At 54.8% G+C, this 13,616-nt stretch carries 14 protein-coding genes and 1 tRNA gene; 9 read left to right on the forward strand and 6 right to left on the reverse strand.

Annotated features, from left to right (window positions below):
- Positions 1 to 171: 171 nt before the first annotated feature.
- From ABJN86_RS15120 to ABJN86_RS15140, 5 genes are all read left to right on the forward strand, one after another.
- Positions 172 to 1,461: a short-chain fatty acyl-CoA regulator family protein gene (locus ABJN86_RS15120; protein WP_348363127.1), complete on the forward strand. Its 1,290-nt coding sequence runs from the start codon at positions 172 to 174 to the stop codon at positions 1,459 to 1,461.
- A 75-nt stretch (positions 1,462 to 1,536) separates the two neighbouring features.
- Complete coding sequence (locus tag ABJN86_RS15125) at positions 1,537 to 1,920, forward strand: response regulator (protein ID WP_348363125.1); 384 nt, start codon at positions 1,537 to 1,539, stop codon at positions 1,918 to 1,920.
- 8 nt (positions 1,921 to 1,928) lie between these two features.
- On the forward strand, positions 1,929 to 2,288 hold the full coding sequence (locus ABJN86_RS15130) for a hypothetical protein (protein ID WP_348363123.1): 360 nt from the start codon (positions 1,929 to 1,931) through the stop codon (positions 2,286 to 2,288).
- A complete protein-coding gene (locus ABJN86_RS15135) occupies positions 2,288 to 4,960 on the forward strand; it encodes an ATP-binding protein (protein WP_348363121.1) in 2,673 nt (890 codons plus the stop codon). Before ABJN86_RS15130 ends, ABJN86_RS15135 begins: the two co-directional genes overlap by 1 nt.
- 109 nt (positions 4,961 to 5,069) lie before the next feature.
- Complete coding sequence (locus ABJN86_RS15140) at positions 5,070 to 6,092, forward strand: FliM/FliN family flagellar motor C-terminal domain-containing protein (RefSeq protein ID WP_348363120.1); 1,023 nt, start codon at positions 5,070 to 5,072, stop codon at positions 6,090 to 6,092.
- Between the two features lie 61 nt (positions 6,093 to 6,153).
- Here ABJN86_RS15140 and glnA read toward each other — a convergent pair whose 3' ends face one another.
- Both glnA and ABJN86_RS15150 read right to left on the reverse strand, forming a co-directional pair.
- Complete coding sequence (gene glnA, locus ABJN86_RS15145) at positions 6,154 to 7,560, reverse strand: type I glutamate--ammonia ligase (protein ID WP_348363118.1); 1,407 nt, start codon at positions 7,558 to 7,560, stop codon at positions 6,154 to 6,156.
- 38 nt (positions 7,561 to 7,598) lie between these two features.
- Positions 7,599 to 7,937 (reverse strand): P-II family nitrogen regulator, encoded by a 339-nt coding sequence (locus ABJN86_RS15150; protein WP_348363116.1) that lies wholly within the window; start codon positions 7,935 to 7,937, stop codon positions 7,599 to 7,601.
- Positions 7,938 to 8,217: 280 nt separating this feature from the next.
- Here ABJN86_RS15150 and ABJN86_RS15155 point away from each other — a divergent pair, with 280 nt between their 5' ends.
- Positions 8,218 to 9,075, forward strand: coding sequence for an NAD(P)H-hydrate dehydratase (locus ABJN86_RS15155; protein ID WP_348363114.1), 858 nt, complete (start codon positions 8,218 to 8,220; stop codon positions 9,073 to 9,075).
- Between the two features lie 101 nt (positions 9,076 to 9,176).
- On the opposite strand, the gene ABJN86_RS15160 is transcribed toward ABJN86_RS15155, so the two are convergent.
- Positions 9,177 to 9,680 carry a Hint domain-containing protein gene (locus ABJN86_RS15160; RefSeq protein ID WP_348363112.1) on the reverse strand — a complete coding sequence of 168 codons (504 nt, stop codon included), beginning with the start codon at positions 9,678 to 9,680 and terminating at the stop codon, positions 9,177 to 9,179.
- Positions 9,681 to 9,931: 251 nt separating this feature from the next.
- On the opposite strand from ABJN86_RS15160, the gene ABJN86_RS15165 reads away from it, so the two are divergent.
- The 3 genes from ABJN86_RS15165 (at position 9,932) to ABJN86_RS15175 (ending at position 12,124) form a co-directional block, all read left to right on the forward strand.
- Positions 9,932 to 10,016, forward strand: a tRNA-Leu gene (locus ABJN86_RS15165).
- A 21-nt stretch (positions 10,017 to 10,037) separates the two neighbouring features.
- A complete protein-coding gene (gene tig / locus ABJN86_RS15170; protein ID WP_348363110.1) occupies positions 10,038 to 11,378 on the forward strand; it encodes a trigger factor in 1,341 nt (446 codons plus the stop codon).
- A 164-nt stretch (positions 11,379 to 11,542) separates the two neighbouring features.
- Positions 11,543 to 12,124, forward strand: coding sequence for a hypothetical protein (locus ABJN86_RS15175; protein ID WP_348363109.1), 582 nt, complete (start codon positions 11,543 to 11,545; stop codon positions 12,122 to 12,124).
- A 130-nt stretch (positions 12,125 to 12,254) separates the two neighbouring features.
- Here the strand turns inward: ABJN86_RS15175 and rplI are convergent, their stop codons facing one another.
- The 3 genes from rplI to rpsF are packed head-to-tail and all read right to left on the reverse strand — an operon-like array spanning position 12,255 to position 13,506.
- Complete coding sequence (gene rplI / locus ABJN86_RS15180; protein ID WP_348363107.1) at positions 12,255 to 12,884, reverse strand: 50S ribosomal protein L9; 630 nt, start codon at positions 12,882 to 12,884, stop codon at positions 12,255 to 12,257.
- Between the two features lie 12 nt (positions 12,885 to 12,896).
- The gene (gene rpsR / locus ABJN86_RS15185; RefSeq protein WP_073139131.1) at positions 12,897 to 13,124 is read right to left on the reverse strand and encodes a 30S ribosomal protein S18; all 228 of its coding nucleotides are present in this window, start codon (positions 13,122 to 13,124) and stop codon (positions 12,897 to 12,899) included.
- A 31-nt stretch (positions 13,125 to 13,155) separates the two neighbouring features.
- Complete coding sequence (gene rpsF, locus ABJN86_RS15190; RefSeq protein WP_348363105.1) at positions 13,156 to 13,506, reverse strand: 30S ribosomal protein S6; 351 nt, start codon at positions 13,504 to 13,506, stop codon at positions 13,156 to 13,158.
- Positions 13,507 to 13,616: the final 110 nt, after the last annotated feature.

Genomic DNA, 13,616 nt, shown 5'->3' on the forward strand with positions numbered 1-13,616 from the left:
GGGTAGGGTTCGTAAATCGCGCAACAAGCCATTGGGTTTGCTTTGAAAATTTGTAAACAAATGGACATTGCCAGTGCAGAAAGTGTAAAGTAATTTTCAACGCACTGCGGCAGCATGTTGGATTCGTTCATGATTTCTACACATTGCCGGTGATGGTTTGCAGGAGGTCACATGCCAAAATCAGCTTTAACCGGCTCTCGAATCCGAGAGCACCGCTTGATGCGAGGCCTCAAACAGGCTGACTTGGCGCGTCAAATAGGCATATCCGCAAGCTATCTTAATCTAATTGAACACAACCGCCGCAGAATCGGAGGCAAGACCTTGTTGTCTCTGTCCGAGGTGCTGGGAATTGATCCATCTATCCTGAGCCAAGGGGCGGAGCGAGCCGTCGTAGCTGAGCTGCAAGACGCGGCCGCATCGGATGCGGACACCGTGGTGGAGCTGGATCAGATAGAGGATCTTGTGGCGCGGTTTCCCGGGTGGGCCGCGAAAATCACCGCCCAACACCGGCGTCTTCGCGCATTGGAGCAAACAGTTGGCGGGTTGAACGACCGCCTGACCCATGACCCCGTTTTGTCGGATAAGATGCATGAGGTGCTCTCGACGGTTTCGGCCATTCGCTCGACCGCCTCCATCTTGGTGGCGACCCCGGATCTTGGGGCCGAATGGCAGGCGCGCTTTTATTCGAATATCGACACGGAAAGCCGCAGGCTGGCGGATAGCTCGGCCTCGATGGCGGCGCATCTGGATCACTTGTCGCGCAAGGAGGCGAGCAGTGCGACGCCGCTAGAGGCAGTTTTTGCCGCATTGGATTCGCGCGGTTACCATCTCGAAGAGTTGGAGAAGGGCGCCACCCCAGAAGAGCTCGCAGGCAAGATGGCTGAAGTCGACAGCGAGGAGGCACGCGAATTAGCGCTAGATTATTTTGCCAACTACCGCGCGGATGCAGCGGCGATGCCGCAAGACGAGTTTACGCAAGCGGCAATTGAGTTGAAATTTGACCCTGCGGGTTTGGCTACGCGTTTCAATGTCCCGCTCGAAGCCGCGTTTCGCCGTCTTGCAAGTCTGCCACGTAGCGCCACCGTGCCCGACATCGGGCTGGTCAGTTGTGATGCGGCCGGTGCGTTGCTCGCACGCAAGTCCCCATCGGGTTTGGCTCTGCCGTGGTTTGGGGCAGGCTGTCCACTTTGGCCATTATATACCGCGCTAAGGTCACCGGGGGTACCCATTCGACAAGTGATTGAAAGTGAAGACCGCGCGCAATTCATCGCCTTGGCCTTGGCACACCCATCTGGCCCGTTACGCTTTGATCACCCACCTGTTTATCAAGCGATCATGCTGTTGATTGCGCAGGATGCGGAGGTTTCCGAGAGCGCAATACAGGTCGGTAGTTCGTGCCGTGTTTGCGCGCGCACACACTGTGCTGCACGGCGAGAGCCGACTGTAATTACGCAAAGCTGACAATTTGGCATTTTGACAACTGATCAGTTTAAGGCCTAATGGTCTTAAGCGGCCAAACTTGGGGAGGTGAGGGTCATGTCAAAATCAGTTTTACTGGTCGAAGACGAACCTAATATTATCGAGGCGATCAGCTTTCTTTTGGAGCGCGATGGCTGGACCGTGCGTATTCATTCGCAAGGGTCCGACGCGGTTGAGGCGGTTGAGCGCGTCAAGCCGAATGTCCTGGTGTTAGATGTCATGCTGCCTGGTCGTAGCGGGTTTGACATCCTTAAAGACTTGAGAAATGACAATACTACTAAGGACTTACCTATCTTGATGCTGACTGCGCGCGGCCAAACCAAGGATCGCGAATTGGCGGAAAGCTACGGGGTGAGCCACTTCATGACCAAACCATTCTCCAACGAGGAGATGCTGGGCAAGGTGCGAGAACTCTACGCCGCCTCCACTGACAAGGTCTAGGATTTGGGATGCCGGAATCACCGCAACCCAAAGGGCAGGGCCGGCGCCGGATTGGTCTAACCAGCAACAACACCAATTCGCGCAGTTTGTTTTTGGAACGCCGCGTTTATCAGCACCGCCGCCTCAGTGATGCGGCAAAACTGCTTCCAATTGTTGGCCTGTTCCTATTCGTCATGCCCGCCCTTTTGCTGGGCACGCCCAATGCTGGCAACCAATCGGGAACGACTGCCTTGCGGCTGGTCTATTTCTTCTTTGTCTGGATTTGCCTGATCGGGACCTGCGCCACGATTGCGCGTGGATTGGCAGGAGCCGATGCGCCAATCGACGAAAGCCGCGATAAAGATAAAGACGACGAGGGCCACAGTTAATGGTCAGCTTCAATATTCTGATCACTGTGGCGCTGGTTTACACGATGGTGCTGTTTGGCGTGGCCTTCTACGCGGACCAACACGAAGAGCGAGGTCCGTCCAAATGGCTGCGATCGCCTTGGACTTACACGTTGTCACTAAGCGTCTATTGCACGGCGTGGACCTTTTATGGCGCGGTGGGGAATGCGGCGCGGTCGGGGTTGGAGTACCTGACCATCTACATGGGTCCAACGATTGTGTTTCTCGCGTGGTGGTGGCTCTTGCGCAAATTGGTGCGGATCGGCAAGGCGGAGCGGATTACCTCCATCGCGGACATGATCTCCAGCCGCTACGGCAAGTCCTCGGCCATCGCGGTGATTGTGACCGTGCTGTCCATCGCGGGCACCACGCCTTATATAGCACTTCAGTTGCAATCGGTGACCTTGTCGATGGCGGTGTTCACTGACTTCCCCAACGAGGTAGCACGCGATTCAGACCTGAACTCCACCGCATTTTGGCTGTCTGTTGGTCTTGCCTTGTTTACCATCGTCTTTGGTACGCGAAACTTGGACGCAAACGAGCGCCACCACGGCGTTGTAACCGCCATCGCGCTAGAGGCAATCGTGAAGCTGGTGGCATTGCTTGCTGTCGGCATCTTCGTGGTTTGGGGCGCCTCAGGCGGGTTATCGGACACCATGCAAGTGATCGAGGCCAGCCCTGTTTCACGTTGGGAGCCCAGCCCAAGTCGTTGGACTGCCATGATATTCCTGTCGATGGCTGCCATCATTTGCCTGCCGCGCATGTTTCAGGTTCTGGTGGTTGAGAACTCGGACGAGCGGCACCTGCGGATCGCCGCTTGGGCGTTTCCGGCCTACCTGATGGCGATGAGCCTGTTTGTTTTACCCATTGCGGTGGTCGGGCTGGCCGTGATGCCCGATGGGGCCAACCCAGACCTGTTTGTGTTAACCCTACCGCTTGAATTGGGACAAGAGGGGCTTGCGCTTTTGGCGTTCCTTGGTGGGTTTTCGTCGGCCACATCAATGGTGATCGTGGCTTCCATTGCGTTGGCGACTATGGTGTCGAACCATATTGTGGTGCCGATTTGGCTGAAAACTCGAACCGGTGGCGCGACCATGTCCGGCGATATGCGCCGTGTGGTTTTGTTGTCGCGCCGGATTTCAATCGCGGCCGTTTTGGGGCTTGGCTACACCTACTACCGCACCACGGGGGGGACGGCGGCGCTCTCGGCCATCGGCCTCGTTAGTTTCGCAGGGGTGGCACAGGTGGTGCCGGCCCTTCTTGGCGGCTTGTTCTGGCGCGGAGCCACACGTCGCGGGGCCATCGCGGGGTTGATCGTGGGCTTCGGGCTGTGGCTTTACACGTTGTTCATACCGGCGATCGGCGCGTTTCCGATGTCGATGCTGGACCATGGCCCGCTAGGACTAGAGTTTTTACGTCCGCAAGCCTTGATGGGCGTACAGGGGATGGACCCATTGGTGCACTCCATGTTCTGGTCTATTTCATTGAATACAATGGCTTTTGTTGTGGTGTCCTTGGTGTCGTTCCCAACCCCGATGGAGCGATTGCAAGGGGCCACTTTCGTCAACGTTTTTGACCGCGGCGACGGGGCCATCGCCCCAATTGGCGGGCAGGCGGAAGCCGAGGACCTATTGGTCATGGCGCAGCGCCTGCTTGGTGCGCGAGAGGCGCAAACCTTGTTCCAAAAAGAGGCAGAACGCCAAGGCAAGGCGGGCTACTTGCCGGATGCCACCCCCGATTTCATCACCCTGTTGGAGCGCGAACTTGCAGGCTCTGTGGGCGGTGCGACAGCCCACGCGATGATCGCACAAATTAACGGTCAGGCCTCTATTACGGTGCGGGACTTGCTAGCGGTGGCGGACGAGAGCGCGCAGATGCTGGAATACTCCAGCAAGCTGGAAACGCAGTCCTTTGAGTTGGAGAAAACCGCGCGAAAACTGCGCGAGGCCAACGCCAAGCTGACCGCACTTTCTGTGCAAAAAGACGCGTTCCTGAGCCAGGTTAGCCACGAGTTGCGCACGCCGATGACGTCGATCCGCTCGTTTTCGGAATTTCTGATGGAAGGCGGGATGGATGACGCGGCACGCGCCCGCTACTCAGGCATCATCCACGAGGAAAGCATCCGTCTGACGCGCCTGCTTGATGACCTGCTGGACCTTAGCGTGTTGGAAAACGGGCAGGTGGTCTTGAACAAGCAAGAAGCCAATTTGCGTGACTTGTTGGACCGCGCAGTGGCGTCCTCAGGATTGAGCGACCGCAAGGAAGGGGGGCTGTCTGTTCGCCGCAAAATGGAGCGCGAGAATGTGACGCTGAACACAGACACGGACCGGTTAAGTCAGGTGCTTATCAATTTGATCTCCAACGCGCAGAAATATTGCATTGCCGATAAGCCGCAATTGAAAATCCTTGTGACCGCATCCCGCAACAGCGTTGATATAGATTTCGTTGACAATGGAATGGGTATAGCGCCCAAGGACGCGTCGGTGATCTTTGAGAAGTTCGCGCGTTTGAGTGACCAAGCGGCCGCCGGTAGTGCGGGGCTTGGGTTGGCGATCAGCCGCGAGATAATGCACCGTTTGGGGGGAAGTCTGGATTATGTTCCGGGGCAGGGTGGTGCGGCATTCCGGGTGCATTTGCCATTGTCGCGAGACTAAACTCAGGTTGTGATAATTTAATTCCCTCAAATTGATGCGGTTAATCAATTCGCAGGAACTTGCGGTCAAATCTACCTTGGAACAACCCAAGAACACGCAGGTAGATAACGTGACCGGACCTAACACCGCATTGGCGCTCATGGTGCGCCCCAGCAAACCCAAACGCGGTGCCAGCCATATATTGCTTGAGGAGATAGCGGATAGCTTGTTTCGTGGACCTGCGAAGGTGGATCACGGGATCGATTTGCTCATTCGCGAGACCCATGCTTGCCGCCTGTCGCAGGGAAAGGCATTGGCGCAAATCCCAGATATCGCAGTGCCTCATATGTTGGAAGGCCGCGAAGGCGCAAAGGCATTGATCGTGTTTGATGGGGCTTTGGTTGATGCGTTGATCGAGCAGCAAACCTTGGGCCGTATATCTGCCGCCCCAAGGGTTGAGCGCCCTGTCACCGCGATTGACGCGGCCTTGAGTATGGGGTTCGCGGTTTCCCTGACTTCTAAACTGGCGGAGGTGAGCGTGGATCGCCGCGACGCCAAAGCCCTGACAGGATATAGTTGCGGCAGCTCACAAACAGACCGCGCGGCCCTAAGCCTGTCCCTGTCGGAGCCGGCTTATGATGTCTTGAAAGTCACGCTAGATTTGGGCCCCGGTCTGAAAACCGCGCAAGCAATACTCTTGTTCCCTGCAGCGAAAGAGGTCGAAAAGCCTAAGCCGAAGAAGATCAATCCGGCAATGGTCGCTGCCCTTAAGGATTGCGATCTGCAGGTGACGGCGCATCTCCCTTCGATCCGCTTGCCAGCCACGACGTTACTGGGCTTAGAGGAAGGCTCCGTCATCCCGCTGCCGCAAGATATCTTGTTTCGCACTCATTTGTGCGACCGTGATGGGGTGTTGATCGGGAAGGGACGTTTGGGCCAGCTGAACGGATGCCGTGCATTTCGCCTGGACGGGCCGGAACAGTCCCCAATGAACGAGGTCCCATTGGAGCAAGTCGCTCAGCTTCCGCCGGATGTGGAGGTGACGCAAACCAGCCCCGACGTCGCGTTGCCGCCACTGAATGACCTGCCGCCTGAGGTATCACCTGAGTTGCCACCTGAGTTATCGCCAGCGGAGCTGCCTGCGGTGCCATAGTTCCCAAAAGAAAAAGGCACCCCCGAAAGGATGCCTTTTCCGAATTGCTTACCGCGGGAAATTAGCAGCTGTAGTACAGTTTGTATTCCATTGGGTGAGGTGTGTGCTCGTAGGCGTAAACCTCTTCCCACTTCAGCTCTGCATAGCCCTCGATTTGCGACTTGGTAAACACGTCGCCAGCCAACAAGAACTCGTGATCTTCTTCCAAAGCGTCCAGAGCTTCGCGAAGCGAGCCACAGACAGTTGGGATGTTTGCCAACTCTTCTGGTGGCAGATCGTAGAGATCTTTGTCGGACGATGGGCCCGGGTCGATTTTGTTTTTGATGCCGTCAAGGCCAGCCATCAGAAGGGCCGCGAAGCACAGGTATGGGTTCGCAGCTGGATCTGGGAAGCGAGCTTCTACGCGCTTTGCCTTGGGGGATTCGGCCCATGGGATACGTACACAGCCCGAGCGGTTACGTGCGGAGTAGGCGCGCAGAACCGGAGCCTCAAAGCCTGGGATCAGGCGTTTGTAGGAGTTGGTCGACGGGTTGGTGATCGCGTTCAGCGCCTTGGCGTGCTTCAGGATACCACCGATGAAGTACAAAGCTTCTTGCGACAGGTCAGCGTATTTGTCGCCCGAGAACAAAGGCTTGCCGTCTTTAAAGATCGACATGTTCACGTGCATACCGGTGCCGTTGTCACCTGCGATTGGCTTCGGCATGAAGGTCGCCGATTTGCCGTAGGCGTGTGCCACGTTGTGGATCACGTATTTGTACTTTTGCAGCTCGTCCGCTTGGTGTGTCAAGGAGCCAAAGATCAAGCCCAGCTCGTGCTGGCAGGACGCCACTTCGTGGTGGTGCTTGTCGACCTTCATGCCCATGCGCTTCATGGTGGACAGCATTTCCGAGCGCAGGTCTTGAACCGCGTCAGTTGGGTTGACGGGGAAGTAGCCGCCTTTGATGCCTGGGCGGTGGCCCATGTTGCCCATTTCGTATTCGGAGTCGGAGTTCCAAGATGCGTCTTGGGCGTCAACTTCGAAGGACACTTTGTTCATCTCAACCGAGAAGCGAACGTCGTCGAACAAGAAGAACTCAGCTTCTGGGCCGAAGTAGGACACGTCACCGATACCTGTTGTTTTCAGGTAGGCTTCCGCTTTTTCGGCTGTGCCGCGTGGGTCACGGTCGTAAGGCTCCATGGTGTCTGGCTCTACGATGGAGCAGTGCACACAGATGGTTTTCTCGGCGTAGAAGGGGTCCATATACGCGGATTTCGCGTCTGGCATCAGCTTCATGTCGGATTCGTCGATGGATTTCCAACCCGCGATCGAGGAGCCGTCAAACATGAAGCCCTCTTCCAGGAAGTCCTCATCGACGAGGTCAGCCACGATAGTCACGTGCTGCAGCTTGCCGCGTGGGTCGGTGAAACGGATGTCGACGTATTCAACACCCTCGTCTTTGATGGTTTTCAACAGATCTTTGTTGCTCATCTGACGGTTCCTCTTCTGTCAGTTAAGATTGTATTCAATTACAGCGCGTCGTCGCCGGATTCACCGGTACGAATGCGAATGGCTTGCTCCACAGTGGAGACGAAGATTTTGCCGTCGCCGATTTTATCGGTTTTAGCGGCTTCGATGATCGCTTCAATAGCGCCATCCAGCAGGTCGTCGGCCAGCACTACTTCGATTTTAACTTTTGGCAGGAAGTCTACGACGTATTCTGCGCCGCGATAGAGCTCGGTATGACCTTTTTGGCGGCCAAAACCTTTGACCTCGGTCACGGAGAGGCCTTGAATGCCCAACTCTTGTAACGCTTCTTTCACTTCGTCCAATTTGAACGGCTTGATAATAGCTTCAATCTTTTTCATCGCAGATCGACTCCCTTTGCTGCTCGTAGTTGCGTCAGATCACTTTCAATTCGGAGGTACAATTGGCAGACTGGTGAAGGAGTATATAGGTCCCTCGCTGATACATGATGTGATTAAATTTTAGGCAGTATGGCGCGAAATCGTGCGAAAAGAAAACTTTTACATGCGGAGCGACGCGATGCTGCTGATCTCGCGGTCACATTTCATACTAACACCCAAAGCCACGACAATGTAGTTGGGGCCTATTGGCTCTCTATGTGTTTGTTAAGGATATTGGTTCATGAACTTGAACATTTCACCATCGCAACTCGACCTTCTTCGCAAGCGCTCCGATCAACATAAATTCGATCATGGCGCGGCCCTTGTTTTAACTGGGCCGGCATATAGCACCGGTGCCGCGCGACTGACGGCGATGGCAGCGTTGCGCGTTGGGGCAGGGGTGGTGACTGTTGGCGCGCCGCAAGACGCCTTGCCTGAATGCGCGATACATTTGACGGGAATCATGCTGCGTGAGGTGTCGGAAGCCTTGGATCTATCGCTGATCTTGGCCGAGGACGCGCGGATCAATGCGATTTGTATAGGGCCCGCCTTCGGTTTGGAGCGCGAGCAAGCCTTGATTCTTCGCGCGGCGCTGGCCACCAAGCGCGCGATGGTTTTGGATGCAGATGCGCTGACCTTGATGGCGCAGGACCGCGAGTTGTTCACCCAGCTGCACGAAAACTGCGTGCTGACCCCACATGCGGGCGAGTTTAGACGCCTGTTTCCGGGATTAGGCGAGGATGAGACCCCGTTTACCTTGGATGAAAAGAAGGACGCCACGCAGCGCGCGGCAGATTTGTCTGGGGCAGTAGTGCTATATAAAGGGGCGCAGACAACCATCGCGACCCCCGAATGTCCTACTGTAGCTGTTGTGGACACTGTCTCCGAGCCAAATGCAGCATACCTGGCGACGGCGGGGGCGGGCGATGTCTTGGCAGGCTTGATCACGGGCTTGCTGGCTAAAGGGGCAAGGCCAGATTTTGCGACCGAGGTCGGAGCGCTGCTGCACGCCAAGGCCGCTGCAATGCTTGGGCCGGGGCTCATCGCCGAGGATTTACCGAAGCAAATCCCATCTGTATTTCGCGAATTGGGTGTTTAGTTGTGTTTTAACGAGTGTGGTGGTGTGGAGCCTCGTTATACCGAGGCTCCGTCTGCCAAAATAATAACGCTAGATAGCAAGGTCGTGCTTAAATCACGGCCTTATGCGGCAGCGTAAATATCCTCTGGGCCCATTACGGAAGCCTCAGCGTAGTCGGAGATGACTTCGAGACCGTCTGCATAGAAGACCTCTTCGCTGTCAAAGCGAAGCTGGTAGACATCGTGCAAAGCCAACTCTTGCTCTTCAGCGATGTATTTGCCGTCAACCATTGTGCTAATGTTCGCGATAACCATGTCACGGCCAAATAGCATTTCGGCGCGCCAGTCGCGAACCATAACCTCTTGGTCAGGTGCGATCATCATGTCAGCGTTTGGACGCGAGAAGCCGAGTGTGCCGTGACCAACGCGAATGGGGCGCATCATGTGGGATTCTACGTGCAAGTCCGAAAGGGTGCGCATTCCGTTGCGAGTGACGATGCGCTCACCAGCTTTCAAGCTGGAGATTGGCACATAGCCGCGCATTGTCAAAATTTGTGAGCCGCCAAGAAGGCCGGTCACTTTGTTTTCAGTTTCCCTGTGGAAGTTTTGGTTCATGTTGGCAGACATGTTATTTTCCCATTCGTTTATATTTTTATCCGATGAACAATGTTTGATGGCCAAATGAGGCAAAATCTGGACGTGACCCTGACGAGTCCAAGGCCATGTCGGGATAAAACTGCGGCGAATGGGGCTATGGGTAAGGCTTCCCTTACCATTTGATTTCGAAATTCGTAATTTTCGTCTCGCATCCTGTGGCGGGCTTTGCTACATGGGCGCGAAGCAGGCAAAAGAGGCGACTCTTTTGCAAGCAACGAAATGCGGGTGTGGCGGAATTGGTAGACGCACCAGATTTAGGTTCTGGCGCCGCAAGGCGTGGGGGTTCAAGTCCCTTCACCCGCACCATTATATATAAGGACGACTGAAATGAAGGTCACCGAGACCCTGAACGAAGGCCTCAAGCGCGGCTACAACATCGTAGTCACCGCGGCTGAGCTGGAAGAGAAAGTGAACGAAAAGCTTCTCGAGGCGCAGCCCGAAGTTGAGATGAAGGGTTTCCGCAAAGGCAAAGTGCCTATGGCGCTGCTGAAAAAGCAGTTCGGTGAACGCGTGATGGGCGAAGCGATGCAAGAAAGCATCGATGGCGCTATGTCCAAGCACTTTGAAGAAACTGGCGACCGCCCTGCGATGCAGCCAGAAATCAAAATGACAAACGAAGACTGGAAGCCGGGCGACGACGTTGACGTCTCCGTTGCTTATGAAGCGCTGCCAGAAATTCCTGATGTGGACCTGAAATCGATCAAGCTGGAAAAGCTGGTTGTTAAGGCGGAAGACAAAGACATCGAAGAAGCATTGGCCAACTTGGCTGAGAACGCTCAAAACTTCGAAGACCGCAAAAAAGGCTCCAAGTCTAAAGACGGCGACCAAGTCACCATCGACTTCCTTGGTAAAGTAGACGGCGAGGCCTTTGAAGGCGGCGCGGCTGAAGATTACCCGCTGGTTCTGGGCTCCAACTCCTTCATCCCAGGCTTTGAAGAGCAATTGGTTGGCTTGAAAGTTGACGAAGAAGCCGAAGTTAAAGTCGACTTCCCTGCTGAATACCAAGCAGAGCACCTCGCTGGCAAAGCCGCAGTGTTCGAATGCAAAATCAAAGCAGTTAAAGAGCCTAAAGCCGCTGAAGTGAACGACGAGCTGGCCAAACAGTTCGGCGCTGACGATCTGGAAGCACTGAAAGCACAGGTTGCCGAGCGTTTGGAAGCTGAGTTCGGTGGCGCATCGCGCGCAGTTCAAAAGCGCAAGCTGCTGGACGAGCTGGACACATTGGTTAAGTTTGAGCTGCCACCTTCCTTGGTTGATGCTGAAGCTGGCCAAATCGCTCAGCAGTTGTACCATGAAGAGAACCCAGAAGCGGCTCAAGCTGAGGAACAACCTGAGATTGAAACGACTGATGAGCACAAAGGTTTGGCCGAGCGTCGCGTACGCCTAGGTCTGCTGTTGGCTGAAATGGGCCGCAAGAACGAGATCGAAGTCTCCGACGCGGAAATGACCCAAGCCATCATGAACCAAGCCCGCCAATACCCGGGCCAAGAACGTCAGTTCTTCGAGTTCGTTCAGCAAAACCAACAGATGCAGCAGCAAATGCGCGCACCTATCTTTGAAGACAAAGTCGTCGACTATGTTTTCGAGCTGGCTGAAGTCAAAGAAAAGACCGTTAAAAAGGCGGATCTTGAGAAAGCTGTTGAAGCTTTGGAAGAAGAAGCTTCCTAAACCTCTGACTTACAATGATTTTTTGAAGGTCGCCCTTGCGGGCGGCCTTTTTTGTTGTTCTGCTGTCCAGTCCAAAATGCCGCTGCAATGGCTCACATTTGCTGAAATGTTGTCATATTTCACCGCCAGATTGTTTCCATCTAATTTACGGTAAGGGAAACGTAATGACTTTGATGGATTACACATTAGACGGACCGGAACAGCAGTCATCCGTGGACGTAAAGCACTCATCGCGAGGATACCGTGTTCAAGAAGTTAAGCCAGATGGCTCTCTCTCTTATGTTGCTAGAATCGCGGCTGTCGCGACCTGCTTGGGGTTGATAGCCGCTGGCGGAATGGTCTGGACGCTGGCAGATGCGAACTTCCCAGGTGATCCAATATTATCGAAAGTCATGCTGTCTTCGGTTTTGTTCATTGTTGCCTCTGCTTTTGTCTTTAGCGGCGCCCTTTCCGGAAAGAGCGGCGAGGTGCAAGTCGACCTTAAAGGGCGTGTTCTGCATGTGGTGTGTCACGGGATTACGGGGTTCAAGCGTTCCCGCACAACGTTTCGTTTTGAGGAAATCACCCGCATTGATCTTGAAGGTAGCAACCTGATGACTGACCTGCGCAGTGTTCTGACCCGTTGGGACTACGGGCGTATCAATTTGCGCGCCCATGGGGATCACCGCGTTAAACTATTTGGTGGCGACATGATGGAGTTAGAACCATTGCTACGTCGCCTGCGCGCAGACACTGGCGTTGCCTAATTTTAAACTGCCTTTTTAGCATCTATTTGGCCGCTCCTTCGGGGGCGGCTTTCTTCGTGAAGAATATTCCGCAAAGAAAAAGGCCGCCTTAGAAAAGGCGGCCTTAAATCTGTAAGAAGTGAAGAGGGGCTTACTCCTCGTCTTTAACTTCTTCTTCTGCTGGGGCTTCAGGAGCCGCGTCAGTCAATTCGTCGTCGTCAGCCGCCGCAGCGCCCATATCGTCGAACAGTTCGGAAATTTCGAACTCAGCTTCAGCTTCTGCTTCAGCTGCCAGCTCTTGGATGGACTTGCCGGAGGCTTGCAGTTCTGCTTCTTCAACAGAGCGTGCCACGTTCAGTGCGAATGTGGTGTCCACTTCAGGGTGCAGACGTACAATCACCTCATGAACGCCGAGGTATTTAATCGGGCGTTCCAGCACGACTTGGCCGCGGTCGATCGTGAAGCCTTCGGCTGTGGCACTGTCTGCTGCGTCACGTGTTGTAACGGAGCCGTACAGAGCGCCAGCGTCAGATGCCTGACGAATCACAATGAACTGTTGGCCGCCAAGTTTGTCAGCCATTGCTTCGGCTTCTTTCTTGGTTTCCAAGTTGTTGGCTTCGAGCTGCGCTTTTTGCGCTTCAAAAACCGCCATGTTGGCTTTGGTCGAGTTCATCGCCTTGCCTTGTGGCAAGAGGTAGTTGCGGGCGTAGCCCGGCTTTACGTCTACGATCTCGCCCATTTGGCCGAGTTTAGCGACGCGTTCCAGAAGGATAACTTGCATGTGCTTTGCTCCTTACTTCACTGCGTAGGGCAGAAGGGCCAAGAAACGTGCGCGTTTGATGGCACGGGCCAGCGCACGCTGGTTCTTGGCGCCAACAGCGGTGATACGCGATGGGACGATTTTGCCACGCTCGGAAACGTAGCGCTGCAGGGTGCGAGTGTCTTTATAGTCGATCTTCGGGGCGTTATCGCCCTCAAACGGATCGGACTTACGACGGCGGAAAAATGGTTTAGCAGCCATGGTTTAGCTCCTTATTTTCAAGTCAACAATATTAGTTGCGAGGGCGGCGTTCACGCTCGTCGCGCTTCTGCATCTGAACGGATGGGCCTTCTTCGTGCTCGTCGACCTTGATGGTCAGAACACGCATGACGTCGTCATGCAGGCGCATCAGGCGTTCCATTTCCTGAACAGCTGGGGCAGGTGCATCTGAACGAACGAATGCGTAGTGGCCTTTGCGGTTTTTGTTGATCTTGTAGGCCATAGTCTTCAGGCCCCAGTACTCGTGCTCGACAACTTTGCCGCCATTGTCCGACAGGACTGCGGAGAAGTGCTCGATAAGACCTTCAGCTTGTGTGTTGCTCAGGTCTTGGCGCGAGATAAACACGTGCTCATACATTGGCATGTGTAATTCCTCTTACTTTTAAGGCGTGCTTCACAGGACGGGCATCTTGGACCTTCGCACCCATCCACGAGTGGCATCGCGGTTCAAATAGTTTCACGAAGGTTCGCGCG

Source organism: Litoreibacter sp., from assembly GCF_039974535.1.
Taxonomy (GTDB): domain Bacteria; phylum Pseudomonadota; class Alphaproteobacteria; order Rhodobacterales; family Rhodobacteraceae; genus Litoreibacter.